Here is a 26,624-nt window from a genome sequence, read left to right as displayed (position 1 = left end):
CCACGTCGGTCGCTGGACGCAACGCGACAAAACCGCGCAGCGCCGTTTCTTTGCGATACGTCAGACCCTAGCCACCGGCCGCGTCCGATAGAACGTCACCGGACTCGCCGGCACCGCGTTCAGCACGCTACGTTTGATCTTGCCCACCACGTGCATTTCGCAGGGTTTGCAGTCGAAGCGCAAGGTGAGCTTCTCTTTGCCGTTGATGAGCTGCATGGGCTCAGCCTTGACCGTGCCTTGCACGCCCGTCACGCCCTTGGCCTGTTTGGGGCAGAGGCTGAGCGAGAAGCGAACGCAGTGCTTGGTGATCATCAGGCTGACTTCGCCTTCCTCTTCGTGGCTCTCGTAGGCGGCGGCGATGACGTTCACGCCGTGTTTCGCGTAGAAGTCCCGTGCCTTGTGGTTGAAGACGTTGGCGAGGTAGGTGAGGGTGTCTTCGGGGTAGTTGACGGGCGGCTCAACGGGCTTCGCTCGTGGCAGGCGGTGCCAGGCCGCCGCGCGGGCGGCTTCGAGCTGGGCCACCGCGTCGCGGCGCAGGGCGTTGAGTTGTGAGGCGGGCACGAAACGCGGTCCGTTGAGATTCAGGGTCACGTCCAGCGGCTGGTAGAGGGTGTCGCCCAGGCGTGAGAGGTTGTCGCGCAGCGTGGCCTCGGCCTGGCTCGGGTCCTTGGCGTTGTCCAGCGGGCCGGGCAGGGTCGCGCTGCCGCTGTGGCCGTCTTCGTCGGTGACGGTCAGTTGCAGGCCGTCGGCCTCCTCAATCAGCGTGATCCAGGCGCCGATGCGCCGCTCGGCCGATTTCTTTTCCAGCCCACGCACCCAGTCCATGTCGCGGTTGCGGTTGACCTGCACGCCCTTGCGCAGGTCCTTGAAGCCGGGCATCGGGTCCTTGGGGAAGACGCGCCACACACCCTTCTTGGCCGTGGCTTCAGCGCGGTTGATCTGCAGGCCCACCAGTTCCTTCTGCAGGTCCAGGTAACACAGGCCGTCGCCGTTGTGGATCACGGTGGCTGGGTCGTCGGTCTCGAGTTCGACGAACTGGGGGCCGACCTGGGTGACGAAGCCGATGGGGCGGCCGGGGTTCTTGGGCGTGTCGAAGGCGCCGATGTCTTCCTGGCGGCCCTGCACGAAGTAGTCGGTGAACTCGCGGTTGAAGTTCTGGCCGGGGTCGGGCTGGAAGTGGAAGGTGCATTCGCCGCTGCTGGCGCGGGCGAGTTCGGGCCGTTCTTCCAGGATCTCGTCGAGCAGCACGCGGTAGTGCGCGGTGATGTTCTTGACGTAGGCCATGTCCTTGTAGCGGCCTTCGATCTTGAAGCTGCGCACGCCGGCGTCGATGATTTCGCGCAGGTTGTCGCTCTGGTTGTTGTCCTTCATCGAGAGCACGTGCTTGTCGTGCGCGACGATGCGGCCCTGGCTGTCTTTCACCTCATAGGGCAGGCGGCAGGCCTGCGAGCAGTCGCCGCGGTTGGCGCTGCGGCCGGTGTGGGCGTGGCTGATGAAGCACTGGCCGCTGTAGGCCACGCAGAGCGCGCCATGCACGAAAAATTCGAGGATGGCGCGGCCCGGCGCGTCCTTCGGGCCCAGCGCGGCGTCGATGGCGGCGATCTGCTGCAGCGTCAGTTCGCGCGCCAGCACGATCTGCGACAGGCCCGCGTCCTGCAGGAAGCGGGCTTTTTCGGGCGTGCGGATGTCGGTCTGCGTGCTGGCGTGCAGCTGGATGGGCGGCAGGTCGATCTCCAGCAGGCCCATGTCCTGCACGATCAGCGCGTCCACGCCGGCGTCGTACAGCTGCCAGGCCAGCTTTCGCGCCGGCTCCAGCTCGTCGTCGCGCAGGATGGTGTTCATCGTGACGAAGATGCGGCTGTTGAAGCGGTGCGCGTAGGTCGCGAGGCGGGCGATCTCCTGCACGCTGTTGTCGGCGCTGGTGCGGGCGCCGAACGACGGGCCGCCGATGTAGACCGCGTCGGCCCCGTGGTTCACGGCCTCGATGCCGATGTGTGCGTCGCGGGCGGGGGCAAGCAGTTCCAGTTGGTGGGGCAGCATGGTGACTCGACAAAAAGGGCAGTGCAGAATCGGGCGGCGCAGGAGGTGAAAGCCGCCCGTCGAAAACAGCCCGTTATTGTCCCGGAGAACCCGCATGTCTGCACCCCTTGATCTTTCGAGCACAGCCATCGTGCTGGTCCACGGCTCCTGGCACGGCGCCTGGTGCTGGAAGCGCGTGCTGCCGCTGCTGCGCGGCGCAGGCGTTGAAACACACGCCGTCACGCTCACTGGCGTGGGCGAACGCGCGCACCTGCTGAGCCCCGGTGTCGGCATCGAGACCCACATTCAGGACGTGGTCGGCCTGATCGAAGCCGAGGAGCTGCAGCGCGTGGTGCTGGTGGGCCACAGCTACGCCGGCAACCTGATCACCTGCGTGGCCGACCGACTGCAGCGCTCACACCCGGGTCTGTTGCGCCACCTGGTCTATCTGGACGCGGGCATCCCCACACCGGGCAGCAGCTGGAGCACGCCGCATTCGCCCGAGACCGTGGCCAAACGCGTGGCCGAGGGCCAGGCGAGCGGCGGCATCAGTTTTCCGCCGCCGGACGCGAGCGTGTTCGGCCTCGAAGGCGCCGACCGCGACTGGGTCAACCGCCGCCAGACACCGCAGCCGTTCCGGCTGTACCAGGAGCCGCTGAACTTCGACCCGGCGCGGGTCTGGGCCGTGCCGCACAGCTTCATCGACTGCACGAACCCACCATTGCCGACGATCGATGCGGCGAGAAAGCGGGTGCGCAGCGAACCGGGTTGGAAGGTTTTTGAGCTGGCGACCGGGCACGACCCGATGGTCAGCGCGCCCAGGGAGCTGGCGCAGTTGCTGCTGGCGATCCATCACCAGTCCAGTCGGGGTTGAGGCTTGATCGTGCCGAAGCCTCCGTCGCGTCGCCTGGACCGCATTGACCTGTTGCGCGCAGCGGCGATGTTGTGGATGACCGCGTTTCATTTCGGCTTCGACCTCGACCACTTCGGCTTCATCGTGCAGGACTTTCACGAAGACCCGTTCTGGACCTGGCAGCGGTCGGCCATCGTGAGCCTGTTCCTGTTCATCGCCGGGCTGTCTCAGGCGGTGGCGTTCCACCAGGGGCCGGGCTGGGCGCGCTTCTGGAAACGTTGGGCGCAGGTGGCGGGCGGTGCGCTTCTGGTGAGCTTCGGGTCTTGGCTGATGTTCCCGGACACCTTCATCTACTTCGGCATCCTGCACGGCGTCGCGGTCATGCTGGTCCTGGTGCGGCTGACGGCGGGCTGGGGCGCATGGCTCTGGCCGCTGGGGGCGCTGGCGATCTCGATGAAATGGGTCGCGCCGCTGGTGATCGGTGCGCTGCCGTCGCTCGCCTTCCTGAACCAGCCGGGCTTCAACGCGCTGGGCTTCATCAGCCAACTGCCCATCACCGAAGACTACGCGCCGGTGCTGCCCTGGCTGGGCGTGATGTGGTGGGGCGTGGCGGCAGGGCGCTGGGCGCTGCTGAACCGGCCGGACTGGCTGGGCGCGGGCGATCCGCCTTCGAGCGGAATGAAGAAAGGACTGGTCGTGCTCGGGCGCTGGAGCCTTACCTACTACCTGGTGCACCAGCCGGTGATGATTGGTCTGCTGGCGGCGTTCGTTTGGTGGCGCGGCTGAACGACCTCAGCCCGAACAGAACGGCCGCAGAAACTGCGCGGCCACGAACAGGTCTTTCTCAATCGCCCGCCGCACGCCCGCGCTGTCCTTCAGCCGCAGCGCCATGACGGCGTCGCCGTGCGCCTCGTTGACCACGCGCAGCGAGGCCGGCACCTCGAACAGCTTGTTGGACAGCGGCCCGACCTTGAGCCACACGGTTTCGATCAGCGAGAGCAGGGTGGGCGAGGCGGCCGCCTGGTAGAGGCGCAGGTGGAACAGCTCGTTGGCGTCGAGGTAGCCCTTGGCGTCGTTGACCCTGAGCGCGTCGCGCATGCGCTGCTCCAGGGCCAGCAGCTCGGCCACGCCGGCGGCGTCCAGCCGGTGGGCGCCGCGCTCGGCGGCCTCGCCTTCGAGCAAGAGCCGGGTCTGCAGCACGTCGTCGAACTCGGCCAGCGAGAGCTTGGGCACGATCATGCCGCTGTGCGGCACGTTGACCAGCGCGCCCTCGGCCGCGAGCCGCTGCAGCGCGGCGCGCACCGGCATGACGCCCACGCCCAGTTTCTCGGCGATGGCGTGGATCTTCAGCCGCTCGCCGGGCTGGAACTGACCCACCGTGACCCATTGGCGCAGGCGCGCATAGGTTTCATCCTGTTTGGTCGACGGTGTGTCGCTCATGCCGTCGTGATCTGCGCAAGCACCTCGTCCAGCGCACCGATCAGTTGCGCGACATCGTCGGTCGTGGTCTGCGGGCAGACCAGCATCATGTTGTGGAAGGGCGTGATCATCACGCCGCGGTTGAGCAGGCCGAGGTGGATCAGGTGCTCCAGCTCACCGTCGAGCACGCCGTCGGCCTCACTGCCGCTCTTCGGCGGCGTGGGGCAGAACTGGAACTCGGTGCGCGCGCCGACCTGGGTCACGCACCAGGGCAGGTCGTGGCTCGCGATGACCGTGCGCAAGCCAGCGGCCAGCCGCTCGGCCAGCGCCAGCATGTAGTCGTAGGCGGCGGGGGTCATGACCTCGCTCAGCGTGGCGCGCATGGCGGCCATGGCCAGCATGTTGCCGGTGAGCGTGGTGCCAATGCCGCTGTGGCCGGGCGGGGCGTCGTGTTTGGCCTTCACGGCGCGGGCGGCGAGGTCGGCGCTCATGCCGTAGACCGCGCAGGGCACGCCGCCGCCCACCGGCTTGCCGAGCACGAGCGCGTCGGGCTGAATGCCGTGGGCGCGGGCGTAACCGCCGGGGCCGGTGCTGATGGTGTGGGTTTCGTCCATCACCAGCAGCGTGCCGTGGCGGCGGATGAGAGCCTGCGCCTCGGCCCAGAAACCCGGCTCGGGCAGCACCATGCCGATGTTGGTCATGACCGGCTCGGCCAGCACGCAGGCCACGTCGCCGGACTTCAGGGCGGCTTCGAGCGCGACCAGGTCGTTGAACTCGACCACCACCGTGTGTTCCGTCAGGTCGTGCACCTGGCCGAGCAGGCTGCCGCGCTGCACTGGCTGACCGTCCACCAGATCGACGAACACGTCTTCGATGGTGCCGTGGTAGCAACCGTTGAACACCAACATCTTCTGGCGTCCGGTGGCGGCGCGGATCCAGCGCACGATGTAGCGGTTGGCGTCGGTCGCGCTCATGGCGAACTGCCACATGGGCAGGCCGAAGCGCTCGGCGAGCAGGGCGCCGACGGCGGCCGCGTCGGCCGTGGCCAGCATGGTCGTGAAGCCGCGCGTGGCCTGCCTGACCAGGGCGGCCGCCACGGGTGCGGGCGAATGGCCGAACATGGCGCCGGTGTCGCCCAGGCAGAAATCGACCAGCCGGTGGCTGTCCACGGTGGTGACCTGGGCGCCGCTGGCCTGGCAGACGTGCAGGGCAAACGGCGTGCCCCAATCGCTCATCCAGTGCAGCGGCACGCCGAACAGCAGGTGTTCGCTGGCCTGCTCGGCGAGGGCGGCGGAAGCCGGGTTGCGCTCGATGAACGACTGGCGTTCGCGGGCGAGGAAGGCGAGGGCGCGTGGCCAGTGAATGCCGCGGCGGCTGGCGCGTGGGGTGGTCGTGCTGTCCATGGGTGCCTCCTCCTTCAAACCAGCAGCAACAGGTGCTCACGCTCCCAGGAGCTGATCACGCGGTTGTAGGTGGCGTATTCCAGCTCCTTCACCGCCAGAAACGCATCGATGAAGGCGCCACCGAACACGTCGCGCACCGGCTCGCACTCGCGCATGCGGCGGATCGAGTCTTCCATGTGGCTGGGCAGCTCGAAGTCCATGTCCCAGGCACTGGTTTTCATGGGTTCGGTGGGCAGGCGTTTTTCCACCATGCCGAGGTAGCCTGCGCCCAGTGTGGCGGCCATGGCCAGGTAGGGGTTCACGTCCACGCCCGGCACCCGGTTTTCCAGTCGGCGGTTGGCCGGGTCGGACTCGGGCACGCGGATGCCGCAGGTGCGGTTGTCGTAACCCCACTGCACGTTGATCGGCGCCGACATGAAGCGCGAGAGCCGGCGGTACGAGTTCACGTAGGGCGCGAGCATGGGCATGATCTGCGGCACGTAGCGCTGCAGGCCGGCAATGTAGTGCCGGAAGGCGGGTGTCGCTGCGCCGGCTTCGTCGCTGAAGATGTTCTGGCCCGTCTTCGCGTCGAGGATGCTCTGGTGGATGTGCATCGCGCTGCCCGGCTCGGCCTCCATGGGCTTGGCCATGAAGGTGGCGAAGATGCCATGGCGCAGCGCGGTCTCGCGCACCGTGCGCTTGAACAGGAACACCCGGTCGGCCAGGTCCATGGCATCGCCGTGGGTGAAGTTGATCTCCATCTGGCCCGCGCCGGCCTCGTGGATCAACGTCTCCACGCCCAGCCGGTGCACCTCGCAGAAGCGCGAGAGCTCCAGGAAGAATGGGTCGAAGTCGTTCACCGCGTCGATGGAATACGACTGGCGCCCGGCCTCGGGCTTGCCGGTGCGGCCCAGCGGCGGCTGCAGCGGCTCGTGCGGGTTCTGGTGGCGCGCCACCAGGTAGAACTCCATCTCGGGCGCCACCACCGGCTGCCAGCCCTGCACCTCGTACAGCGCGAGCACGCGCCTCAGCACCGAGCGCGGGGCGAGCGCCACTGGCGAACCGTCGAACTCCTCGCAGTCGTGAATGATCACCGCCACCTGCTCGGCCGCCCACGGCACCATGCGCGCGGTGGCCAGGTCGGGCACGCAGACCATGTCGGGGTCGGTGTCGCCCACGAAGGCGGCGTTGTCGGGCTGCTGGCCGTTCACGGTGTTGAGCAGCACGCTCTTGGGCAAGCGCATGTGGCCCGAGTTGAGGAACAGGTCCTTGGGCAGGATCTTGCCCCGGGCGATGCCCGTCATGTCAGGGATCACGCACTCCACCTCGTGGATGCGGTGTTCGGCCAGGAAGGCCTGAATGTCGGGATTGGATGGCATGCGATCTCTCTGATTTGATCAAATAATTCACGGATTATTGATTAATTCGCCAAACAAGCAAGCATTTGATCAAATTCAGGGAGGTGTCTTGCATGCCACCCATCTGTTCAGGCATAAAAAAACGCGACGAAAGTCGCGTTTTTTTGGGGTGAAAACAGGCTGGCGCCGGCTTACTGAACCTTGGCCTTCTCGCGCAGGCTCCTCTGGAACTCGGCCAGTTTCTGTTGCTGCATCTGCTGGGCGATCTGCGGCTTCAACTCTTCGAAGGCCGGCAGTTTGGCCTGGCGCACGTCGTCCACGCGGATGATGTGGAAACCAAACTGGCTCTTGACCGGTTCCGGGGTCATCTGGCCCTTGTCGAGCTTGATCATGGCCTCGGAGAACTCGGTCACGTAGCTGGCGGCGTTGGCCCAGTCCAGATCGCCACCGTTGGCACCGGAGCCCGGGTCTTTGGACTTGGCCTTGGCCTGGTCTTCGAACTTGGCGCCGCCCTTGATGGCCGCGATGATGGCCTTGGCTTCGTCTTCCTTCTCGACCAGGATGTGGCGCGCGCGGTATTCCTTGCCGCCGTTGGCCGCGGTGAACTTGTCGTACTCGGCCTTGATCTCGGCGTCGGTGACCGGGTTCTTCTTCTGGTAGTCGGCGAACAGTGCGCGGATCATGATGGTCTGGCGGGCCAGCTCCATCTGGCTCTTGAAGTCGGCGGTGGCGGCGATGCCGCGCTTTTGCGCTTCCTGCACGAAGACCTCACGCAACACCACTTCTTCCTTGATTTGCGCACGGGTGGCGTCGTCGATCTGGCGACCGGAGGCAACGATCTGCTGCTCCAGTGCCGCGACACGGGCGGTGGGCACGGCCTTGCCGTTCACGATGGCCACGTTCTGGGCCGCGGCCCAGGGAGCGGTGGCGATCAGGGCGGCCGCGGTCAGGGCCGACAGGGAAAATTTCATGGTGATCCTCGGGTGTGAAAAAGGGTTGAGCGCTTCCGTGGGTGCAATGACGGCACCGCAGCGTCTTCGATGGTGTTCAGGTGACGATTTCGATCGCCAGCGCGTGCAGCCCGGCATCGGTGAAATTTTGCAGCGCATCATACACAAGGCGGTGCTGCGCCACGCGGCTCTTGCCGGCAAACGCCGGGGAGGCAATGCGCACCCTGAAATGGGTGCCGTAACCGAGGCCATTGGCCCCGGCGTGACCGGCATGGGCGGCGCTTTCGTCGAGCACTTCGAGGTGGGTGGGGGTGAGCGCCGCGTCGAGGGCCGCCTGCAGGCCACCGGCCGTGGGGGCAAAAGTTGGGGAGGGCATCATGAGGATCCGGTGCCGGCTTCGCCGTCGTTTTTCAGGTATTTCGCGATGTACAGGCCTTGCCCGACGATGAACACCACCGGGAACACGTAGCCCCAGAGCTTGAAGTTCACCCAGTCTTCGGTGGAGTAATAGGCGGCAACGTAGGCGTTGATGGCGGCCATGAACAGGAAATAGGCGACCCAGATCACCGTCAGGCGCGCCCACACGGCTTCGGGTAGCGAGAGCTGGCTGCCCAGCAGGATCTGCAGGAAGTTCTTCTTCCAGATCCAGAGCGCGGCGGCGAGCACGATGGCCATGCTCGCGTAGAGCACCGTGGGCTTCCACTTGATGAAGCGTTCGTCGTGCAGCAGCAGGGTCAGCGCGCCGAACACGATCACCAGCACCAACGTGACCTTCTGCAGGGCCTGCAGCTTGCGGTCGATGCCGTAGATGAGGCCGGTCTGGAGCAATGTGGCCACCATCAGCACCCCCGTGGCGGTGTAGATGTCGCCGAGCTTGTAGGCCGCGACAAAGAGGGCGATGGGGAAAAAGTCGATCAGGAAGCGCATGGGGTGGATTATCGGCGGAGTGGGCAAGGCATCAGAACCCGTGGGGAAGATCAAGGTTCCCCACCGATCTGCCGATACAGGGGCATGCCCCGCGCCGCCGGGCTGGCCAAGGGCCGGCACGCCGGCCTTTTTTCACCATCTGCAATCTGTATCAAGGTGTGCGCCATGACCGATGACGACCAGTTCGAGAGTTTCAAAACCGCCCTGTCTGCGTTCATGCGACAGACCCACGCGCTGGTCGACCGCGTGCTGTCCGATGAAACCCACAAGTCGCACCTGGCACCGCTGGTGCCCTGGGTGAGCGAGGTGATGTCGGCATCGATGGAGACCGAGCTGGTGGAGCAGGTCGCTCTGGCCTACTGGTCCCGCATGGGCATGACCTCCACCTCGACGCCGGCCCGGCTCAAGATCCTGGAACTCGACGGGCTGTCTGCCGCGATCAGCCAGAGCCTGTCGCTCGCTGCGGCGCCGGACGGCACCGCGAGCTTCGCCCAGACCCACCTGCTGGGCGTGTGCAGCCTGACCGTGGGCAGCCTGCTGGACGCGATCGGCGACATGTTCCCGCTGGTGCGAGGCCTCCTGCGCTCCACCCAGGACGCGATCGACGTGGCGCGCAGCTGATCGTTCGGTGGTCTGGCGCGGTCAGCGTCGGAACTTGGGTGACCCGGTGGGCTCTACAGTGCGGTTCTTCCGCACCACAAAGGCATCACCACCATGGACATCCAGGCACAGAAAGCCATTCTCACCATCGCGCTGCTCGCCGCGTTCGCCGACGGCGACAAGGCCGACACCGAACGCGAAGCCATCCGTCAACTCTCAGACACCCTGGGGCACGACAGCGTGGGCGCGGGCCTGGCCGGGCTGTACCAGGACGTGCTGCTCAAGCGCGTGACGCTGGCCGACGCGGTCGGCGCGCTGACCGACCCCAGCCACCGGCAACTTGCCTATGAAATGGCGGTGTGCGTGTGCGACGCCGACGGGCGCCAGAGCCCGGCCGAGACGGCCTTCCTGAGCGACCTGAAGGCCCGCCTGAAACCCGATGCGGCCCAGGCGGCGGCGTTCGAGCGCGAAGCGGACGCGGTGGTCGACGCCGCCGAGGCGGCCGCGCCCGCCTCGCTGCCGGCGGTGGTGGCGGCACCCGTGGCCACGCCGCTCCCGAAAGCCCCTTCAATGCAGGACGCCGAACTGGACGCCCTCATCCTGAGCGCGGCGAAGCTCAACGGCGCCCTGGAACTCTTGCCCCAGTCGTGGGCCTCCATGGCCATCATCCCGTTGCAGGTGCGCCTGGTCTACAACATCGGCAAGGCGCACGGCATCGAACTCGATCAGGGCCACATCAAGGAATTCATCGCCGCCGTCGGTGTGGGCCTGACCTCGCAATACGTCGAACAGTTCGGGCGCAAGCTGCTGGGCGGCCTGCTGGGCAAGATCGCCGGGCGCACCATCGGCGGGATCGGCAGCGCGGCCACCGGCGTCGCGTTGTCCTTCGCCACCACCTACGCGCTGGGCCATGTGGCCAAGCGCTACTACGCCGAGGGCCGGGTCATGAGCACCGCGCTGCTGCAGGAGAGCTTCCAGAAGCTGCTGGCGCCGGCCAAGCAGATGCAGGCACAGTACCTGCCGCAGATGCAGGACCTCTCCCGCACGCTGGACATGGGCCAGGTGCTCAACATGGTGCGCGGGGCCCGGTGAATCGCTGGTGGCATCATGGCACTGCCCTGATTGCCATCCATGCCCACACCACCCGAACCCACACAGCCCGCATCCCCCCGAACCACGCCGCCAGTGAGCAGCCGCGTTCCGCGCGCCCTTGCCGTTCTCGCGCTGGTGACGGGCCTGCTGGTCACGGCCGTGTTCGCCTGGCGCGCATGGCGCCAGCACGAGTACGAACAGCGGCTCACGTCGGGCCAGGTGCAGGTCGAAACCCTGCGCGGCTGGATGACCTTGCCTTACATCGAACGGACGCATGGCGTCCCGCAATCCCGGATGCGGGAGGCCCTTGGGCTGCCTGCGCAGGGGGGTGATGAGCGCAGCCTTCGCGACTGGTTCGAGCGGCAGGGCATCGACCCGGTGCAAGGGCGCCAGAAGATCGAGGCGCTGATCCTGCAGGCACCCGCGAGCGCGCCCGCGCGTGACCCGCGGTGACCGACATCACCGGCGCGCTGCTGACCGCGCTCATCAACCACGGGCAGTGGCTGCTGGGCGCGGTGCTGTTTCTGGCGGCCCTGGGGGTCCCGCTGCCGGCCAGCGTGCTGCTCCTGGCGGCCGGGGCGTTCGCCCGACAAGGTGTGCTGGACCCGCTTTCGGCGGCCCTGACCGGCTCGGTGGCCGCCGTGAGCGGTGACCTCACCAGCTACGCCCTCGGGCGCGGACTGGGCACGCGCTTGCCGGATCGCTGGCGCGAGGGCGACACCTGGCGGGGTGCGGCAGACATGTTCGGGCGCTGGGGCGTATGGGCGGTGCTGGTCACGCGTTTCCTGCTGACGCCGCTGGCGCTGCCCGTGAACCTGCTCGCGGGCAGCACGCGGTACCCGCTGGCGCGCTTCCTGCTGCCGGTGGTCGTGGGCGAAATCGCCTGGGTGCTGCTGTTCGGCGGGCTCGGTTACGCGTTCGCGCAAAGCTGGGAACGCGTCAGCGCCTGGGCCGACGACTCGGCCGGTCTGCTGCTGGGCGCGGCCCTGGTGGCGCTGGGCGCATGGGGCCTTCGCCGGCTGCAGCACCGGCAAGGCACGGCGCGCTGAACCGATGCCCTTGGCTGCAACCGGGCGTTGCCTGGGTAACAGTCTTCGTGCGCAAGGGTTCTCGGGCAGAATGCCGAGGCTGCAGGAACAAGCCCTTGTGCGGCGTGGCCGCACAAGCACTTTTGACACCCCATTGTTAGGATCACCCCGATGACCATGCATCCCCGTTTCAAGCTGATCGCCATGTGCCTGGCCGTTGCCGCCTTCACCGCCGCCTGTGGTGGAGGTGACGAAGACCCGTTGCCAGGCGACACGACCGGCGATGTGGTGGCCAAATACATCGGCTCCTGGGAATCCGACTGCTTCGAAGAGGGCAGTGCCTCGGGCAAAGCCCGCGCCGATTTCACCAAGACCTCAGCCACCAGCTTCACCGGTGACGTGATCGCCTACGCCTACGTCGGCACGTCCTGCTCAGGCCCCAGTGTCAAGGATGAAAAAGTCCTGACCGGCCTGTCGATGACCCACGCCGGCACGAAGGCTCTGGGCGGCGTCACGGTCGACAAGTTCTCCGGCACCTCGACCCAGAAGAACGGCAAGCTGGTCATGTACGCCAACGGCAACACCCTGCAACTGGGTGACGTGGACGGCCCCGAAGATGCCGAAGGCTACGCCAACACCTTCTTTGACAGCCGCTACACGCTCAAACGCATCCAGTAAGGTTTTTACGCGACTTTTGGAAAGGGCCGGGGCTCACGCTCCGGCCCTTTCTTTTTCATCACATGGCGGCTTCGAGCATGGCCCGGTAGTCGTCGGCGCTGGCGAGGCGCGGGTTGGTCTTGTGGCAGTGGTCGGCCAGGGCACCTTCGATCACTTTGTCGAACAGGTCGGGCGTCACGCCCATGGCGGCCAAGCCGCTGGGCAGGCCGAGGCGGGCGTTCATCGCCTTGATCGCTTCACCGACGTCGCTGCCGCTGGCCAGGCCCATCGCGTGGGCCATGCGGTCCAGCCGCCGGTCTTTCTTCATCGATTCGGCCTCGGCGTTGAAGCGGATCACGGCGGGCAGGAACATCGCGTTGAGCGTGCCGTGGTGCAGGCGCGGGTTCACGCCGCCCAGGCTGTGGCTCAGGCTGTGCACGCAGCCCAGCCCTTTCTGGAACGCCATCGCGCCCTGCATCGACGCGCTCATCATGTTCAGCCGCGCCTCGCGGTCTTGCCCGTTGGTGGTGGCGCGCTCGATGTGCGCCCAGCCACGCGCCAGGCCGTCGAGCCCGATGCCGTCGGCCGGCGGGTTGAAGGCCGGCGCCATGAAGGTTTCCATGCAGTGGGCGATGGCGTCCATGCCGGTGGCGGCGGTGAGCATGGGCGGCAGACCGAGCGTGAGCTCAGGGTCGAGCAGGGCGGTCTTTGGCACCAGGTGCCAGCTGTGGAAGCCGAGCTTGCGGCCGTCGTCCACGATCACGATGGCGCCGCGCGCCACCTCGCTGCCGGTGCCAGCGGTGGTGGGCACGGCGATCAGCGGCGGGACGCGGTCGGTGATCTTCGGAGAGCCACCTTCGATGGTGGCGTAGTTCTTGAGCGGGCCTTCGTGCATCGCCGCGATGGCCACGCCTTTGGCGCAATCGATGGAGCTGCCGCCACCCAGCGCGATCAGGCCGTCGCAGCCCTCGGCCTGGTACACCGCGACCGCGGCACGCACCGCCGCTTCGGTCGGGTTCGAGGGGGTCTGGTCAAACACGGCCGGCTTCAGGCCGGGCAGGGCGGCCAGCGCCTTGTCGAGCAGGCCCACGGCCTTGACGCCCGCGTCGGTCACGATCAGCGGGCGCCGGATGCCCACGCGTTCGCACTCGGCCTGCAGCTGCGACAGCGCGCCGAAGTCGATCAGGATGTTGGTCACGTAAAGAATCTGGGCCATGGCGTGTCTCTTGGGCTGTTGTGTTGGGAGGGAAAACTATACGGCCCGCAGCTTCGGCCAAGAAGGTCGCCCACACGGCTGCCGGTCGCGCAAAAGACAGCCACAATGCCGTCCCATGTCGCACCACCGCAACCCCAGAGCCCTGTTGTCGCCCGCCATGCGCGGCGTGCTCGACCGCATCGCCCGCGCCGGGCACCCGCCCATGCACGCCCTGACGCCCGACCAGGCCAAGGCCGCCTACGCCGCGGGTGCGGGGGTGCTCGACATCCCTTCGCACAAGCTGGCCAGGGCCGAGGACCTGGCCATCCCCGCGCGGGACGGCGTCGAGCTGCACGCCCGGCTGTTCGCCCCGGCGTGCGAACATCCCCTGCCCGTGCTGCTGTACTTCCACGGTGGCGGTTTCACGGTCGGCAGCGTGGCCACGCACGAGCCGCTGTGCCGCCACCTGGCCCACCTGGCGCACTGCGCCGTGGTCTCGGTCGACTACCGGCTGGCCCCTGAGTCAAAGTTCCCCTCCGCCGCGAACGACGCCTGGGACAGCCTGGCCTGGCTGCGCGAGAACGCCACCGCGCTGCGGCTGGACGGTGCCCACATCGCGGTCGGCGGTGACAGCGCCGGCGGCACGCTCGCCGCCGTGACCGCCATCGCCGCGCGCGACGCGGGCTTGCCGCTGGCACTGCAGCTGCTGTTCTACCCCGGCACCGCCGGCCACCAGAACACGCCCAGCCACAAGACCTTCGCCGACGGCTTCCTGCTGGAAGAGCCACACATCACCTACTTTTTCAACCAGTACCTGCGCAGCCCGGAAGACCGCAATCACTGGCGCTTCGCCCCGCTGGACGGTGTCGATGAACAAGGGCAGGTGCGCGACCTCGACGGCGTGGCACCGGCCTGGATCGGCCTGGCCGAATGCGACCCGCTGACCGACGAAGGCGTGATGTACGCCGACCGCCTGCGCATGGCGGGGGTGGCGGTGGACCTGGAGATCTACGCCGGCGTGGTGCACGGCTTCATCCAGTTCGGGCGCGCCATCCCGCCGGCATTGACCGCCCACAACGACGCCGCCCGCGCCCTCAGACACGCTTTTGGAGCCCGCTGAATGACCACCCTGCAACGATCACACTTCCGCTTCTTCCACCGCCTGCGCGTGCGCTGGGCCGAGGTGGACATGCAGAAAATCGTCTTCAACGCCCACTACCTGATGTACTTCGACACCGCCATCAGCGACTACTGGCGGGCGCTGGCACTGCCCTACGAGGCCTCGATGCGGCAACTCGAAGGCGATCTCTACGTGGTCAAGGCCACGGTCGAATTCCACGCCTCCGCGCAACTCGACGATCAGATCGACATTGCCATGAAGTGCAGCCGCATCGGCAGCTCGTCCATCACCTTCACCGGCGCCATCTTCCGGGGCGATGATCATCTGATCACCGGGGAGCTCATCTACGTGTTCGCCGACCCGGCCACGCAGACCTCGAGCCCCGTGCCCGAGGCGCTGCGCCACATCCTGCTCGGCTTTGAGGCGGGCGAGGCCATGACCACGGTGAAACTTGGCGACTGGGCCACGCTGGGCACCGACGCCCAGGTGCTGCGCATGGATGTCTTTGTCGACGAGCAGCGCATTCCCAAGGAGCTGGTCAGCGACGCGGCCGACGCCACCGCGCTGCACGCCGTGGCCTTCAACCGCCTGGGCCGGCCGGTGGCCACCGGGCGCATGGTCAGCGAGCAGCCCGGCGTTGGCCGGATCGGCCGCATGGCGGTCCACCGGGTGCTGCGCGGGGGATCGCTCGGCAAGCAGGTGCTGCAGGTGCTGACGGATGCGGCCCGGGCGCGCGGAGACCACGAAGTGATGCTGCATGCCCAGCGCAGCGCGGTGGGTTTCTACGAGCGGCTGGGGTACCAGAAAAGGGGCGAAGCGTTTGTCGAGGCGGGCATCGAGCACCAGGAGATGTTTTTGCCCCTGGTGTGAGCGGCGGATCACCAGACCATCTGGTGGGTGCGGCGTTCGTCGCCGGACCAGTGGTGCCGGTCGGCGCGATTGGTCCGGTGGGTCCACTCGTCCAGTTGCACCTGCCAGGACCCGCCCGCATCGCCATGGCGCGTCACGCTGGCGATCAGGCTGCTGCGGGTGCCGTAACCGCGCCCGATCATGTCCACGAACGGGCTGGACAGCGCCTGCTCGATGTCCGGCGGCACACCGGTCTGCGGCAGAGCCTGAGCGGCGACGGTGGAGCGGTCGGCCAGTGCCTCGCTCAGCACCCGGTGCTGGTCCTGCATCGACGGCGTGCGCAGCGCTTCGCCCACCGCTGATTTCAGCCGTTGTGTCTTGGGCCAGGGCGTGTCCAGCGCCGCATTGGACAGCCCATAGATGCCAGGCGCCAGCCGCTGGCTGTGCAGCGTTGCGGCGCCGTCGTGGTGGGGTTGCAGGGGATCGCGGTTGGTGATCCAGGCCCAGACACCCGACCGGAAATCGCCCACGATCAGGTTGAACCCGCCGTACCCGGCGGGGTCGATGCCGGCGATCAGCGCGTCCGCGTTGAGGTGGGCCTGAAGCCAGCGCGCCGGGAGTTCACCCCGGCTGCGCCGGCCCGGCCCAGGTTGGGCGCTGCGCACGTTGGTGAGCATGGCCACTCGGCCGCTGTCGCTCACCCCCAGCCAGGTGCCGCCGTCGCGCAGGTCGCGCCCGGCCAGCACGACCGTGCCGTCGGGCAAGGCCCAGCGGTGGAGTGGCTCGGTGGGGCGGTCGAAGAACTCGTCGCGGTTGGCGGCGATCAGCAGCGGGCAGGCCGGGTCGGCGTCGATGGCGAAGGCGATCAGGCACATGCCGGGGCCGGTGGTTTCAAATGTCCGCGAGCAGCGGGTAGGGCAGGGGCAGCAGGTTCAGCGCGGGGCCGTCGGCGGCGGCGAGGCGCAAACGACCGCCCTCGGCGGCGCTGGTCTGCATGGAGACGATGGCGTTCCAGCCGGCCTCGGGGTGGGGCGCGGCCTCGACCACGGTGCCACACGGCTGGGCAGCGTCGCTGTCGTGGAAGACCTCCTGGCCCGGGGCCATGGCCGCGTCGCCCTGCACCACGTAGGCCCGCCGCTTGAGCGTGCCGCGAAACTGGCTGCGCGCGACCACTTCCTGACCGGGGTAACAACCTTTTTTGAAGTTCACGCCACCGACCGATTCGAGGTTGAGCATCTGCGGCACGAAGGCCTCGACCACCGGCAACGACAGCGTGGGCACGCCGCTCATCACCTCCAGCCAGCGCCACTGGGCCTCACCCAGCCGCTCGCCGCCAGGAGCCGGCGTGTCGACCGGCGCCACCCACATCGCGCGGCCCACGCCCGCACCCGGATACAGCCGCACCAGCTGCGCGCCATCGGCGTCGAGCTTGCTCCAGGGACTGGCGGGCAGCGCGGCCGGCACGGCATCGCCAACCAGACCCCAGAGCTGGAACTCCGCGCTGGCGTCGCTGAGCTTGGCCTTGGCGCGCAGCAGGAACATGGACAGGCGCTTGAGCGTCGCCGGCAGCAGGTCGGCGCTGCACACCAGAAGAATGTCGTCGTGAGCCCGTTTGAATCCGATGAAGCTGGCCAGCAGGCGCCCTTTGGCCGAGCAGAACCCGGCCAGGCGCGCTTCCGAGAGGCCGAGCAGTGAAAAGTCGTTGGTCAGTTGTCCGTGCAGGAACTTCGCCGCCTCTTCGCCTTGAGCGCGGATCACGCCCAGGTGGGGCAGGAGCGACACGCCGTGGAGGGCGGTGGCGGGAGGGAGTCCGGTGGGGCTGGTGGTCATTCGCGAGCGATCGGGTTCGTGGGGTGAAAACAGTGCGGTCGATTATCATCCGCCGACCTTTTCAGCGCCCGCCGCGCGCCCAGTCCCTGACCTCCTTGCTGTGAAACGTTTTTTTGTCTGGCTCCTGCTGGTGCCCACGTTGTTGGCCGGTGTGACCGCCGCGGGCGCCTGGTGGTGGCTGGGGCAGCCGCTGCCGTTGCCGGCCGGGACGAGTGCGGCCGCGCCGCTGGAGTTTCAGATCGCCCCCGGGTCGTCGGCACGCGGCGCGGCCGAAGCGGTCACCCAGGCGGGCGTGAACACGCCGTCCGCCCTGCTGTACGCCTGGTTCCGGTGGTCGGGCCAGGCGCGGGGCATCAAGGCCGGCACCTATGAAATCAAGCCCGGCACCACCCCGCGCGGCCTGCTGAACCAGCTGGTGAAGGGCGAGCAGGCGCTGCGCAGCCTCACGCTGCTGGAAGGCTGGAACTTCCGCGAGCTGCTGGCCGCCGTGCGGCGCTCGCCCGACTTGACGCAAGACCTGGAGGGACTGGACGCGGCCGGCGTGATGGCGCGCATCGGCTTCCCCGGTCGCCATCCCGAAGGCCGGTTTTTCCCCGACACCTACCGCATGGTGCGCCACGCGGCAGCCTCCAGCGTGTTGCGCCAGGCCGCCCTGGCGATGGAGGAGCGGCTGGGCCAGGCCTGGGCGCAACGCGACCCGGCCTCGCCGCTGCGCGCTCCCGACGAGGCGCTGATCCTGGCGAGCATCATTGAAAAGGAAACCGGTACCGAAGCCGATCGCGCGATGGTGGGCGGCGTGTTCAGCAACCGGCTGCGCATCGGCATGCGGCTGCAGACCGATCCGACCGTGATCTACGGCCTGGGCGAACGCTTCGATGGCAACCTGCGGCGCGCCGACCTGCTGGCCGACACCCCTTACAACAGCTACACCCGCGCGGGGTTGCCGCCCACGCCCATTGCCATGCCGGGCTGGGCGTCGCTCAAGGCCGCCGTCCAGCCGGCCACCACGCCGGCGCTGTACTTCGTGGCGCGCGGCGACGGCAGCAGCGCCTTCAGCGCCACGCTGGAAGAGCACAATGCTGCGGTGCGGCAATACCAGCTGCAGCGCTGAACATATATGCCCCACCCGAATCCCCAGGCCCGAGGCCTCTTCATCAGCTTCGAAGGCATCGACGGCGCCGGCAAGTCCACCCACATCGCCGGGCTGGCCGATGCGTTCCGGGGCCAGGGCCGCACTGTCACGCTGACGCGCGAGCCCGGTGGCACGCCACTGGCCGAGAAGCTGCGCGCACTGCTGTTGAACGATTCGATGGACCCACTCACCGAGTCGCTGCTGGTGTTTGCCGCCCGGCGCGACCACCTGATGAACGTGATCGAGCCGGCGCTGGCGCGCGGTGAGGTGGTGCTGTGCGACCGCTTCACCGACGCGACCTTTGCCTATCAGGGTGGCGGACGCGGCTTTGATCTCGATGTGCTGGGGACCCTGGAGCGCTGGGTGCAGGCCACACCTGCGGTGGGCGAGGGCGCGCTGCGCCAGCCGGACCTGACCGTGTGGTTCGACCTGCCGCCCGAAACGGCCGCCGCCCGACTGGCCGACGCGCGTGCGCCCGACCGGTTCGAGGCTCAGCCGCTGGACTTCTTCCGCCACGTGGCCGCCGGTTACGCGGCGCGGGCCGCGGCCGATCCAACGCGCTTTGCCCGCATCCAGGCCGATCAGGCCCGCCACCTGGTCTGGCAACAGCTCACCAGCACCTTCGTGCGGCGCGGTTGGTTGTCCATCATGGTCCCGGCCAACAGCGGTCCCCGATGAGCAACACACCTGCCATCGCCGCGCCGTGGATTCAGCGGCAGCTGTCCCAGTTGCTCGGCCAGCGCGGCCACGCCTGGCTGCTGCAGGGACCGTCCGGCCTGGGTCAATACGATCTTGGCATGGGTCTGGCCCAGGCCTGGTTGTGCGAAAACCCCACGCCGGCGGGCGCCTGCGGCACCTGCGGCAGTTGCCACCTGGTCGGCAGCCGGGCGCACCCCGATCTGGTGGTGCTGATGCCGGAGACGGTGCTGCTGGAGCGCGGTTGGCCGCTCTCGGAATCCGCCCAGAAAGAGATCGACGACAAGAAGCGCAAGCCCAGCAAGGAAATCCGCGTCGACGCCATGCGCGACATGGTGGCCTTCGCGCAGCGCACGAGCGCACGCGGGCGCGGCACGGCGGTGCTGGTGTACCCGGCCGAGCGCATGAACCACGTGACCGCCAACGCCTTGCTCAAGACGCTGGAAGAACCGGCCGGCGACACCCGCTTCGTGCTCGCGAGCGAAGCCACCCACCAGCTGTTGCCCACCATCCGCAGCCGCTGCCAGACCCACGCGATGACCTGGCCCGCCGAAGCCGAAGCGCTCGACTGGCTGCAGGCACGGGCGCGGGCAGATGGCGCCAAAGACCCCGGCCCCGAACAGGCGCGTGTGTGGCTGCAGGCGGCAGGCGGGCGACCCGACGACGCGCTGGCCTGGGGGCGCAGCGGCCTCGCGGCCTCGCGCTGGAGCGAGTTGCCGCGCGCGCTGGCCAAGGGCGACTGGTCCCTGCTGTCCGACTGGACCGCCGCGCAACAGCTGGAGCTGCTGCAAAAGCTGTGTCACGACCTGATGTCGGTGGCCGCCGGTGCGTCGCCACGTTTCTTTCCCGCCGACAGCCTGCCGCCCGCGCCGCGCTGGATGGCGTTGGCGCGCTGGTCGAGTGCGCTGATGCAGGCCGCCCGCACGGTGGAGCACCCCTACAACCCGGGCCTGATGCAGGAGGCCTGGGTCGCGGCGACGCGACAGGCACTCGCGCGCACGTCTCCGCGAACCTGATGCCAGGCGCCACGGGCCGGGTTTGCCGCTAAACTTCAACGCCATGAGCACCAGCCCCGTCCCTACCCCAGCGTCGTCGCGGCCGAGCGTGATTCAACTCTCCATCAAGGAGAAAGCGGCTCTGTATGCCGCCTACATCCCCCTGTTCACCGAGGGCGGCATCTTCATTCCCTCGTCGCGCGACTACCGCATTGGCGACGATGTGTACGTGCTGCTCAGCCTGCCCGACGATCCCCAGCGGTATCCGGTGGCCGGTAAGGTGGCCTGGGTGACGCCGGCCAAGGCGCAAGGCGGTCGCACCCAGGGCGTGGGCATCCGCTTCCCTGCCGACGAAAAGTCCAGGCACCTCAAGATCAAGATCGAAGAGATCCTGGGCGCGAGCCTGGGTTCTGACCGCGCCACCCAGACCATCTGACCCGTCTGTTGCCCAGGCCGGGCCGCCTGGCCTGCGCGCCTTGAACCCGGTTCCCCTGCATGTTCACCGACTCCCATTGCCACCTGAGCTTTCCCGAGCTCACCGCCCAGTTGCCGGCCATTCTCTCGGCCATGGAACAGGCACAGGTCGACCGCGCCCTTTGCATCTGTACCACCCTGGAAGAGTTCGAGGCGGTGCACGCGCTGGCGCGCGACCACGCCAACCTGTGGTCCACCGTGGGGGTGCACCCCGACAACGAAGGCGTTCAGGAGCCCAGCCTGCAAGACCTGCTGGAGCGTGCGGCGCGCCAGCGTGTGGTGGGCATTGGCGAAACCGGCCTGGACTACTACCGCCTGAATGGGCGCAGCGTCGCCGACATGGAATGGCAGCGTGACCGCTACCGGGTCCACATCCAGGCAGGTCGCCAGACCGACCTGCCGCTCGTGATTCACACCCGCAGCGCCTCCGACGACACCCTGGCCATTCTGAAAGACGAGGGCGGGTTCACCTCCACCGCGAGCGGTGAAGCGCTGCCGCGATCCCGTGGCGTGTTCCATTGCTTCACGGAAACCGAGGCCGTGGCCCGTGCAGCGCTGGAGCTGGACTTCTTCATCTCCTTCTCAGGCATTCTGACGTTTCGCAACGCCAGCGACCTGCGTGAAGTGGCCCGGTTCGTGCCACTGGACCGTTTGCTCATCGAGACCGACAGCCCGTATCTCGCACCGGTGCCTCACCGTGGCAAAACCAACAACCCGTCCTACGTGCCGCACGTGGCGCAACAGATCGCCGAGATCAAGGGCTTGAGCGTGGCCGAAGTGGGCGAAGCAACCAGCCGCAATTTTGAGCAGCTGTTCAACCGGGTGGTGTGCTGAAATGCAGATGTATCACTTCAAGAACTTGAAAAAGAACATTGTTTTCAATGTTCTTTTCTGGATTTCTTTCGCCGCGTCTGCGGGCTCATTTGACGACTTTTTCAAGGCCGCCGAGCTCGACAACGAGTCGGCCATGGTCCAGCTGGCTCTGCGCGGCTTCGACCTGAATACCCGCAACGAGCGAGGCGACCACGCGCTGCACGTGGCCCTGCGCGAAGATTCCATCAAGGTGGTGAATTTCCTGCTCAGCCAGCGCACGGTGAAAGTGGAGTCGCGCAATGCTCAAGGGGAAAGCCCGTTGATGATCGCTGCCATCAGGGGCCAGCTGGCGTCGGCAAAGCGGTTGATCGAGCGCGGTGCCGAGGTCAACAAGACGGGCTGGACGCCCTTGCATTACGCGGCCTCGCGCACCGAACCCGATGGCGTGGACATGGTGCGCCTCATGCTGCAACACCATGCCTACATCGATGCCGAATCTCCGAACAAAAGCACACCGCTGATGATGGCTGCGCACTACGGTTACAGCGACGTGGTGCGCCTGCTGCTGGAGGAGGGCGCCGATCCTTCGCTGCGCAACGAACAAGGGCTGACCGCGGTGGACTTCGCACGGCGGGCGCGCCGGGACGACATGGCCGAACTGTTGGCGGCCGCGCTGCGCGCACGGCAAACCAAGGGTCGGTAAAAAACCCAGGTGAAGGCGGGTGCGCCATCACCTCGGCGTCGTTTGGAGGGGCTGCTGTAGGTGTAACCCACATGCCCCTCAGGGCCAAAGCCCCCCAGAATCGCGCATGTTCTTTATCCGAGGAGACAAGCCATGGCCATCGCCAGTCAAAAAGACTTTTTTTCGGGACTCATGTTCGCCGCAGTAGGTGGAAGCTTTGCCTGGGGAGCCCAAAGCTACCAGGTGGGCGGTGCCGCCCGCATGGGACCCGGTTATTTCCCACTCATGCTGGGCATCATCCTGGCGATTCTGGGCGTGATCATCACGTTCAAGTCGTTCACCCAGGGAGGGCCTAGCGGCGACAAGATCGGTTCGTTCGCCTGGCGCCCGCTGGGCTTTGTGCTCGGGGCCAACCTGGCTTTCGGTGCGCTGCTGGTCGGATTGCCATCGCTCGGTTTCCCAGCGATGGGCCTGATCGTCGCGATCTACGCCCTGGTGTTCATCGCCAGCATGGCGCAGCCGGGCATGAAGTTCAAGTCGACGCTCATCCTCGCCACCATCCTGGCCGCCGGCAGCTACGGCGCCTTTGTCAAATTGCTGAACTTGCAGTTCCCCGTGTGGCCTGCGTTCCTGACCAACTGATCACAAGGAACGACCATGGAATTGATTGACAACCTCTCGCTGGGATTCAGCGTTGCGTTCACCCTTCAGAACCTGATGTACGCCTTCGTCGGCTGCCTGCTCGGCACGCTGATCGGCGTCTTGCCAGGCATCGGCCCCGTGGCGACCATCGCCATGCTGCTGCCCGCCACCTACGGTCTGCCACCCGTGGCCGCGCTCATCATGCTGGCCGGCATCTACTACGGTGCGCAGTACGGCGGATCGACCACCGCCATCCTGGTGAACCTGCCGGGTGAATCGTCGTCGGTCGTGACCGTGATCGACGGTTACCAGATGGCGCGCAAGGGCAGGGCAGGCCCCGCTCTCGCGGCGGCCGGTCTGGGCTCGTTCTTCGCCGGCTGCGTGGGCACGCTGATCGTGGCCGCCTTCGCGCCGCCGCTGACCGAGATGGCGCTGAACTTCGGCCCCGCCGAGTACTTCTCGCTGATGATCGTCGGCCTGATCGGTGCCGTGGTGCTGGCGTCCGGCTCGCTGATCAAGGCCCTGGCCATGATCCTGCTGGGTCTGCTGCTGGGCCTGGTGGGCACCGACGTGAACTCCGGCGTGGCGCGTTTCAGCTTCGACATCCCCGAACTGACCGACGGCATCAGCTTCATCGTGATCGCGATGGGCGTGTTCGGCTACGGCGAGATCATCAACAACCTGTCGCAACCGGAAGAGCATCGCGAGGTGTTCACCGGCAAGGTGGAAGGCATCATGCCGACCAAGGAAGACTTCAAGAACATGGTGCCGGCCGTGCTGCGCGGCACGGCGCTGGGCTCGGCGCTGGGCATCCTGCCCGGTGGCGGTGCGCTGCTGTCGGCCTTTGCGGCCTACACGATCGAGAAGAAGACCAAGCTCAAGCCCGGCGAAGTGCCGTTCGGCCAGGGCAACATCCGCGGTGTGGCAGCGCCCGAGTCGGCCAACAACGCCGGTTCGCAGACCTCGTTCATCCCGCTGCTGACGCTGGGCATTCCGCCCAACGCCGTGATGGCGCTGATGGTCGGTGCCATGACCATCCACAACATCCAGCCCGGTCCGCAGGTCATGACCAGCAACCCCGAGCTGTTCTGGGGCCTGATCGCCTCGATGTGGATCGGCAACCTGATGCTGGTGATCCTGAACCTGCCGCTGATCGGCATCTGGATCAAGCTGCTGACCGTGCCATACCGCTGGCTGTTCCCGGCCATCCTGCTGTTCTGTGCGATCGGTGTGTACTCGACCAACAACAACAGCTTCGACATCTGGATGGTCGCCATCTTCGGTTTCATCGGCTACCTGTTCATCAAGCTGGGCTGCGAACCCGCACCTTTGCTGCTGGGCCTGATCCTGGGTCCGATGATGGAAGAGTACCTGCGCCGCGCGCTGTTGATCTCGCGGGGCGACTGGTCGGTGTTCGTGACCCGTCCGCTGTCGGCCAGCTTGCTGGCGGTGGCCGCGATCCTGCTGACCGTTGTGCTGTTGCCGTCGATCAAGAAGAAGCGCGAAGAAGCCTTCGTCGAAGACTGACCAAGGTCTGCGTCGAACCAGCCGGCGGGTGCCAAGCCCGCCGGCTTTTTTCATGCCTGCGACACCTTGGATTCCAGCGGCAAAACGCAAATGGATCTGCTGCACCCGCCAGCACCACGGGCTGGTGGAGGGCACCCCGAACTAGAAACCCCCGAGCAGCTGCTCAAACAGATCCACGCCCCCCATCTGCCCGCCCTTCAGCATCAACTCCAGGCCGTCCCGGGCCGTGTGGGCGCGGCTCAGGGTGACGCCAGGGCAGATGGTGGCCAGATAGGACAGGCCCCAGAGCCGCAAGGCCTGCACGGCATGGCTGGAGGTGTCCCCCCCGGCAATGCCCACTCGACGCAGCGGCGTGCCGTGGTCCGTCCGGGCTTGCACCACACGCGCGATCAGGTCGGCGCTGGCCTGGGCAACGCGGGCCGCCGATGCGGTGTTGGTCGCCTGGCCGTTGGCGGGGGCGGTGTAGGCCAGGACATGCTGGCCGGATCGCAGCCCGGCGCAGATGCCGTCCTGAATGGTCTGGGCGTACGCCGCATCGTCGCTGAGGCGCTGCGCGTCCACGGCGATGCGCTGCGCAGAAGGCGTCGGCCAGGCCCTGAAAGAGGCCGGGGCTGACCGCAGGGTCGTCTTCATCGGCCACGGCCTCACGCCCGACACCCGCGCCTTGCTGATCGACGGCACCATGGACGCTGTCATCACCCAGAACCCGCAGGGTGCGGTGATGAGCTGCGTGCGCATCTTTGCCAACCTGCGCGATGGGCGTGAGCCGACCAGCGGCGTGGAGACGACACGCAGCCAGGTGATCTTTCGCGAAAACCTGCCGTGACTCAGCCGACTTTTTGTGTGATTTCGCGAAGCACAGGGCTCAAGCGGGTATGTGACTCGCCGCCCAGATCAGCAACTGCATGAACAGCCAGACAGGCGACAGCGCAACGGCCCAAAAGATCAGAAGCTCGAACGCGGTGGCAATGTGGTCAGACATGCGGAACATAGCGATACCTTCCTTGTAGAAGCTGAAAGTCAAGTGAACCGGGGCCGTGCCGACATGTGAAGTTCGTCGCGAGTGTTCTTGTCTTCATGTGTTCGGCTACATCGCTTCAGGGCTTGAGCGGTCTTGGGTGATCTCCAGTAAGAAGTGTCTCCAGTTGCATCTGAGTGGCGATGGATTTTCGGTTTTTATATTCCACGATGTATATTATTGGATTACTTTTATCGATACATTTGATAAATAGTAGAACATTAAGTACGCATATACGAAGTGTGATTGATAAATAAGCGTCGATTTCGTCTGAACAGGTTTAACCCAGTTCAGCGAGGATCGAATGCTCACACTCTCAGTAGTCGCAACCAAAGGCGGCGTAGGCAAAACCACACTCTGTGCCAACATTGGCGGGTTGTTGGCGGACATGGGATACCGTGTCTTACTTATCGACGCCGACATCCAGCCGGCCCTGACGCGCCACTTTCAGCTTTCTCATGTGGCAGAGCATGGCCTCACGACCATGCTCCAGCGCGGCGCTCTCGCCGACGACTGCATCAGCCACGTAAGCCTCCCACCCGAAACCTTCCGGGGTGACATCTCCGTACTCAATGTCCGGGGTGGCTTCCTGCACTTGGTTCGCTCAGATACCCAAACTTGGGATGAAGAGCGCGGGGTATTCAAGTACGACAGCGCTCTTCAAGACTGGCTTGCGAACAGATTGGACCGCCTGGTCAGAATTCGGATGGCCATCAAAAACGACGCTGTTTCGGCCAAATATGACGTTGTGATCATCGACACGCAGGGTGCCGTAGGGCACCTGCAGGATGCAGCGGTGAATGCTGCCGACATGCTGCTGATACCGGCCAAGCCGGACATCGTGTCTGCCCGTGAATTCATCTCGGGCTCACTCCTACTGATCGACCGTCACGAATCTGCCGGGAACATGGGTTACTCGGTTCCCCCTATGAAGGCGGTGATCAACCACTACCAGAACACGGTAGACAGCCGCACGATCACAACCCTGATTCGTGAGCAGTTCATCGAGCTGCGAGGAAAGGTGACCGTGATGGACACGATGGTTCCTGCCATCGCTGCTTTTCCGAAAGCCTCGACTGCACAAGTACCAGTTCACTGGATAGACCCGGGCAAAGCAGGAGACATCATGCACCGGTTGATGTGGGAACTCATCCCCTCTCTGGAGGGGAAGTTCACGCCAAACCACAAGGGTGATTTGACTGTGCTTTCGCGAGCCGTTGCAACCCACGAGCCAGACACAGACCTCGCAACGGAGGTGTGAAATGGCCAGCCGGAAAACTCCCGAAACGCTGACAGCCGTTGAGCGTGCAGCGACGCTGGCTCGCAATGGAGCGCCATTGCCTCGATTAAGCCTTTTACCCAGGCC

At 66.5% G+C, this 26,624-nt stretch carries 30 protein-coding genes and 1 pseudogene; 19 read left to right on the top strand and 12 right to left on the bottom strand.

The window, feature by feature from the left end; genetic code table 11:
• Positions 1–60: 60 nt before the first annotated feature.
• Positions 61–2,040: a U32 family peptidase gene (locus IV088_RS00590; protein ID WP_291096585.1), complete on the bottom strand. Its 1,980-nt coding sequence runs from the start codon at positions 2,038–2,040 to the stop codon at positions 61–63.
• A 94-nt stretch (positions 2,041–2,134) separates the two neighbouring features.
• Here IV088_RS00590 and IV088_RS00585 point away from each other — a divergent pair, with 94 nt between their 5' ends.
• Both IV088_RS00585 and IV088_RS00580 read left to right on the top strand, forming a co-directional pair.
• Positions 2,135–2,893, top strand: coding sequence for an alpha/beta hydrolase (locus IV088_RS00585; protein WP_291096582.1), 759 nt, complete (start codon positions 2,135–2,137; stop codon positions 2,891–2,893).
• A gap of 9 nt (positions 2,894–2,902) precedes the next feature.
• Positions 2,903–3,658, top strand: coding sequence for a heparan-alpha-glucosaminide N-acetyltransferase (locus IV088_RS00580; RefSeq protein ID WP_291096580.1), 756 nt, complete (start codon positions 2,903–2,905; stop codon positions 3,656–3,658).
• Positions 3,659–3,664: 6 nt separating this feature from the next.
• Here IV088_RS00580 and IV088_RS00575 read toward each other — a convergent pair whose 3' ends face one another.
• The 6 genes from IV088_RS00575 to IV088_RS00550 form a co-directional block, all read right to left on the bottom strand.
• Entirely contained in the window at positions 3,665–4,312 is a 648-nt protein-coding gene (locus IV088_RS00575; RefSeq protein WP_291096578.1) for a GntR family transcriptional regulator, read from the bottom strand.
• Entirely contained in the window at positions 4,309–5,694 is a 1,386-nt protein-coding gene (locus tag IV088_RS00570; protein WP_291096577.1) for an aspartate aminotransferase family protein, read from the bottom strand. Before IV088_RS00570 ends, IV088_RS00575 begins: the two co-directional genes overlap by 4 nt.
• Positions 5,695–5,708: 14 nt before the next feature.
• A complete protein-coding gene (locus IV088_RS00565) occupies positions 5,709–7,052 on the bottom strand; it encodes a glutamine synthetase family protein (RefSeq protein WP_291096575.1) in 1,344 nt (447 codons plus the stop codon).
• A gap of 170 nt (positions 7,053–7,222) precedes the next feature.
• A complete protein-coding gene (locus tag IV088_RS00560) occupies positions 7,223–8,002 on the bottom strand; it encodes a peptidylprolyl isomerase (protein WP_291096573.1) in 780 nt (259 codons plus the stop codon).
• A 76-nt stretch (positions 8,003–8,078) separates the two neighbouring features.
• The gene (locus tag IV088_RS00555) at positions 8,079–8,357 is read right to left on the bottom strand and encodes a BolA family transcriptional regulator (protein ID WP_291096571.1); all 279 of its coding nucleotides are present in this window, start codon (positions 8,355–8,357) and stop codon (positions 8,079–8,081) included.
• Positions 8,357–8,908 carry a septation protein A gene (locus IV088_RS00550; RefSeq protein ID WP_291096569.1) on the bottom strand — a complete coding sequence of 184 codons (552 nt, stop codon included), beginning with the start codon at positions 8,906–8,908 and terminating at the stop codon, positions 8,357–8,359. The genes IV088_RS00555 and IV088_RS00550 overlap by 1 nt, the downstream gene beginning before the upstream one ends.
• A gap of 165 nt (positions 8,909–9,073) precedes the next feature.
• On the opposite strand from IV088_RS00550, the gene IV088_RS00545 reads away from it, so the two are divergent.
• The 5 genes from IV088_RS00545 to IV088_RS00525 all read left to right on the top strand — a co-directional run bounded on the left by IV088_RS00545 (position 9,074) and on the right by IV088_RS00525 (position 12,306).
• Positions 9,074–9,529 carry a hypothetical protein gene (locus IV088_RS00545; RefSeq protein ID WP_291096567.1) on the top strand — a complete coding sequence of 152 codons (456 nt, stop codon included), beginning with the start codon at positions 9,074–9,076 and terminating at the stop codon, positions 9,527–9,529.
• A gap of 93 nt (positions 9,530–9,622) precedes the next feature.
• Entirely contained in the window at positions 9,623–10,600 is a 978-nt protein-coding gene (locus tag IV088_RS00540) for a DUF533 domain-containing protein (RefSeq protein ID WP_291096565.1), read from the top strand.
• A 39-nt stretch (positions 10,601–10,639) separates the two neighbouring features.
• The gene (locus tag IV088_RS00535) at positions 10,640–11,053 is read left to right on the top strand and encodes a hypothetical protein (protein WP_291096563.1); all 414 of its coding nucleotides are present in this window, start codon (positions 10,640–10,642) and stop codon (positions 11,051–11,053) included.
• Positions 11,050–11,649, top strand: coding sequence for a DedA family protein (locus IV088_RS00530; RefSeq protein WP_291096561.1), 600 nt, complete (start codon positions 11,050–11,052; stop codon positions 11,647–11,649). The genes IV088_RS00535 and IV088_RS00530 overlap by 4 nt, the downstream gene beginning before the upstream one ends.
• 150 nt (positions 11,650–11,799) lie before the next feature.
• Positions 11,800–12,306: a hypothetical protein gene (locus IV088_RS00525; protein ID WP_291096560.1), complete on the top strand. Its 507-nt coding sequence runs from the start codon at positions 11,800–11,802 to the stop codon at positions 12,304–12,306.
• Positions 12,307–12,364: 58 nt separating this feature from the next.
• Here IV088_RS00525 and IV088_RS00520 read toward each other — a convergent pair whose 3' ends face one another.
• Entirely contained in the window at positions 12,365–13,501 is a 1,137-nt protein-coding gene (locus IV088_RS00520) for an iron-containing alcohol dehydrogenase (RefSeq protein ID WP_291096558.1), read from the bottom strand.
• Between the two features lie 115 nt (positions 13,502–13,616).
• Between IV088_RS00520 and IV088_RS00515 the strand changes: the two genes are divergently transcribed.
• Both IV088_RS00515 and IV088_RS00510 read left to right on the top strand, forming a co-directional pair.
• Positions 13,617–14,600: an alpha/beta hydrolase gene (locus tag IV088_RS00515; protein WP_291096556.1), complete on the top strand. Its 984-nt coding sequence runs from the start codon at positions 13,617–13,619 to the stop codon at positions 14,598–14,600.
• On the top strand, positions 14,601–15,470 hold the full coding sequence (locus IV088_RS00510) for a YbgC/FadM family acyl-CoA thioesterase (protein ID WP_291096554.1): 870 nt from the start codon (positions 14,601–14,603) through the stop codon (positions 15,468–15,470).
• A gap of 8 nt (positions 15,471–15,478) precedes the next feature.
• On the opposite strand, the gene IV088_RS00505 is transcribed toward IV088_RS00510, so the two are convergent.
• Both IV088_RS00505 and IV088_RS00500 read right to left on the bottom strand, forming a co-directional pair.
• Positions 15,479–16,324, bottom strand: coding sequence for an NRDE family protein (locus IV088_RS00505; RefSeq protein ID WP_291096552.1), 846 nt, complete (start codon positions 16,322–16,324; stop codon positions 15,479–15,481).
• Between the two features lie 16 nt (positions 16,325–16,340).
• Positions 16,341–17,279: a folate-binding protein gene (locus tag IV088_RS00500; RefSeq protein ID WP_291096550.1), complete on the bottom strand. Its 939-nt coding sequence runs from the start codon at positions 17,277–17,279 to the stop codon at positions 16,341–16,343.
• Between the two features lie 100 nt (positions 17,280–17,379).
• On the opposite strand from IV088_RS00500, the gene mltG reads away from it, so the two are divergent.
• From mltG to IV088_RS00460, 8 genes are all read left to right on the top strand, one after another.
• Complete coding sequence (gene mltG, locus IV088_RS00495; protein ID WP_291096548.1) at positions 17,380–18,390, top strand: endolytic transglycosylase MltG; 1,011 nt, start codon at positions 17,380–17,382, stop codon at positions 18,388–18,390.
• Positions 18,391–18,396: 6 nt separating this feature from the next.
• Positions 18,397–19,089, top strand: coding sequence for a dTMP kinase (gene tmk, locus IV088_RS00490; RefSeq protein ID WP_291096546.1), 693 nt, complete (start codon positions 18,397–18,399; stop codon positions 19,087–19,089).
• Positions 19,086–20,123, top strand: coding sequence for a DNA polymerase III subunit delta' (locus IV088_RS00485; RefSeq protein WP_291096544.1), 1,038 nt, complete (start codon positions 19,086–19,088; stop codon positions 20,121–20,123). Before tmk ends, IV088_RS00485 begins: the two co-directional genes overlap by 4 nt.
• 43 nt (positions 20,124–20,166) lie before the next feature.
• Positions 20,167–20,538 carry a PilZ domain-containing protein gene (locus IV088_RS00480; protein ID WP_291096542.1) on the top strand — a complete coding sequence of 124 codons (372 nt, stop codon included), beginning with the start codon at positions 20,167–20,169 and terminating at the stop codon, positions 20,536–20,538.
• 59 nt (positions 20,539–20,597) lie between these two features.
• Entirely contained in the window at positions 20,598–21,410 is an 813-nt protein-coding gene (locus tag IV088_RS00475) for a TatD family hydrolase (RefSeq protein ID WP_291096540.1), read from the top strand.
• A gap of 25 nt (positions 21,411–21,435) precedes the next feature.
• Positions 21,436–22,092 carry an ankyrin repeat domain-containing protein gene (locus tag IV088_RS00470; protein ID WP_291096538.1) on the top strand — a complete coding sequence of 219 codons (657 nt, stop codon included), beginning with the start codon at positions 21,436–21,438 and terminating at the stop codon, positions 22,090–22,092.
• A gap of 132 nt (positions 22,093–22,224) precedes the next feature.
• On the top strand, positions 22,225–22,713 hold the full coding sequence (locus tag IV088_RS00465) for a tripartite tricarboxylate transporter TctB family protein (protein ID WP_291096536.1): 489 nt from the start codon (positions 22,225–22,227) through the stop codon (positions 22,711–22,713).
• 15 nt (positions 22,714–22,728) lie between these two features.
• The gene (locus tag IV088_RS00460; RefSeq protein WP_291096535.1) at positions 22,729–24,240 is read left to right on the top strand and encodes a tripartite tricarboxylate transporter permease; all 1,512 of its coding nucleotides are present in this window, start codon (positions 22,729–22,731) and stop codon (positions 24,238–24,240) included.
• Between the two features lie 141 nt (positions 24,241–24,381).
• Here IV088_RS00460 and IV088_RS00455 read toward each other — a convergent pair whose 3' ends face one another.
• Positions 24,382–24,801 carry a nucleotide-binding domain containing protein gene (locus IV088_RS00455; protein ID WP_291096533.1) on the bottom strand — a complete coding sequence of 140 codons (420 nt, stop codon included), beginning with the start codon at positions 24,799–24,801 and terminating at the stop codon, positions 24,382–24,384.
• Between the two features lie 13 nt (positions 24,802–24,814).
• Here IV088_RS00455 and IV088_RS00450 point away from each other — a divergent pair.
• A pseudogene (locus tag IV088_RS00450) lies at positions 24,815–25,066 on the top strand (substrate-binding domain-containing protein); the annotation flags it as partial.
• A gap of 39 nt (positions 25,067–25,105) precedes the next feature.
• Here the strand turns inward: IV088_RS00450 and IV088_RS00445 are convergent.
• On the bottom strand, positions 25,106–25,231 hold the full coding sequence (locus IV088_RS00445; protein WP_291096531.1) for a hypothetical protein: 126 nt from the start codon (positions 25,229–25,231) through the stop codon (positions 25,106–25,108).
• Between the two features lie 331 nt (positions 25,232–25,562).
• Between IV088_RS00445 and IV088_RS00440 the strand changes: the two genes are divergently transcribed.
• Complete coding sequence (locus IV088_RS00440) at positions 25,563–26,519, top strand: ParA family protein (protein ID WP_291096529.1); 957 nt, start codon at positions 25,563–25,565, stop codon at positions 26,517–26,519.
• Positions 26,520–26,624: the final 105 nt, after the last annotated feature.

Origin of the sequence: Hydrogenophaga sp., from assembly GCF_018780075.1 — a bacterium.
GTDB lineage: Bacteria > Pseudomonadota > Gammaproteobacteria > Burkholderiales > Burkholderiaceae_C > Hydrogenophaga.
Note: the sequence above shows the minus strand (reverse complement) of the source record. Positions and strands in the feature narration are given on the sequence as shown.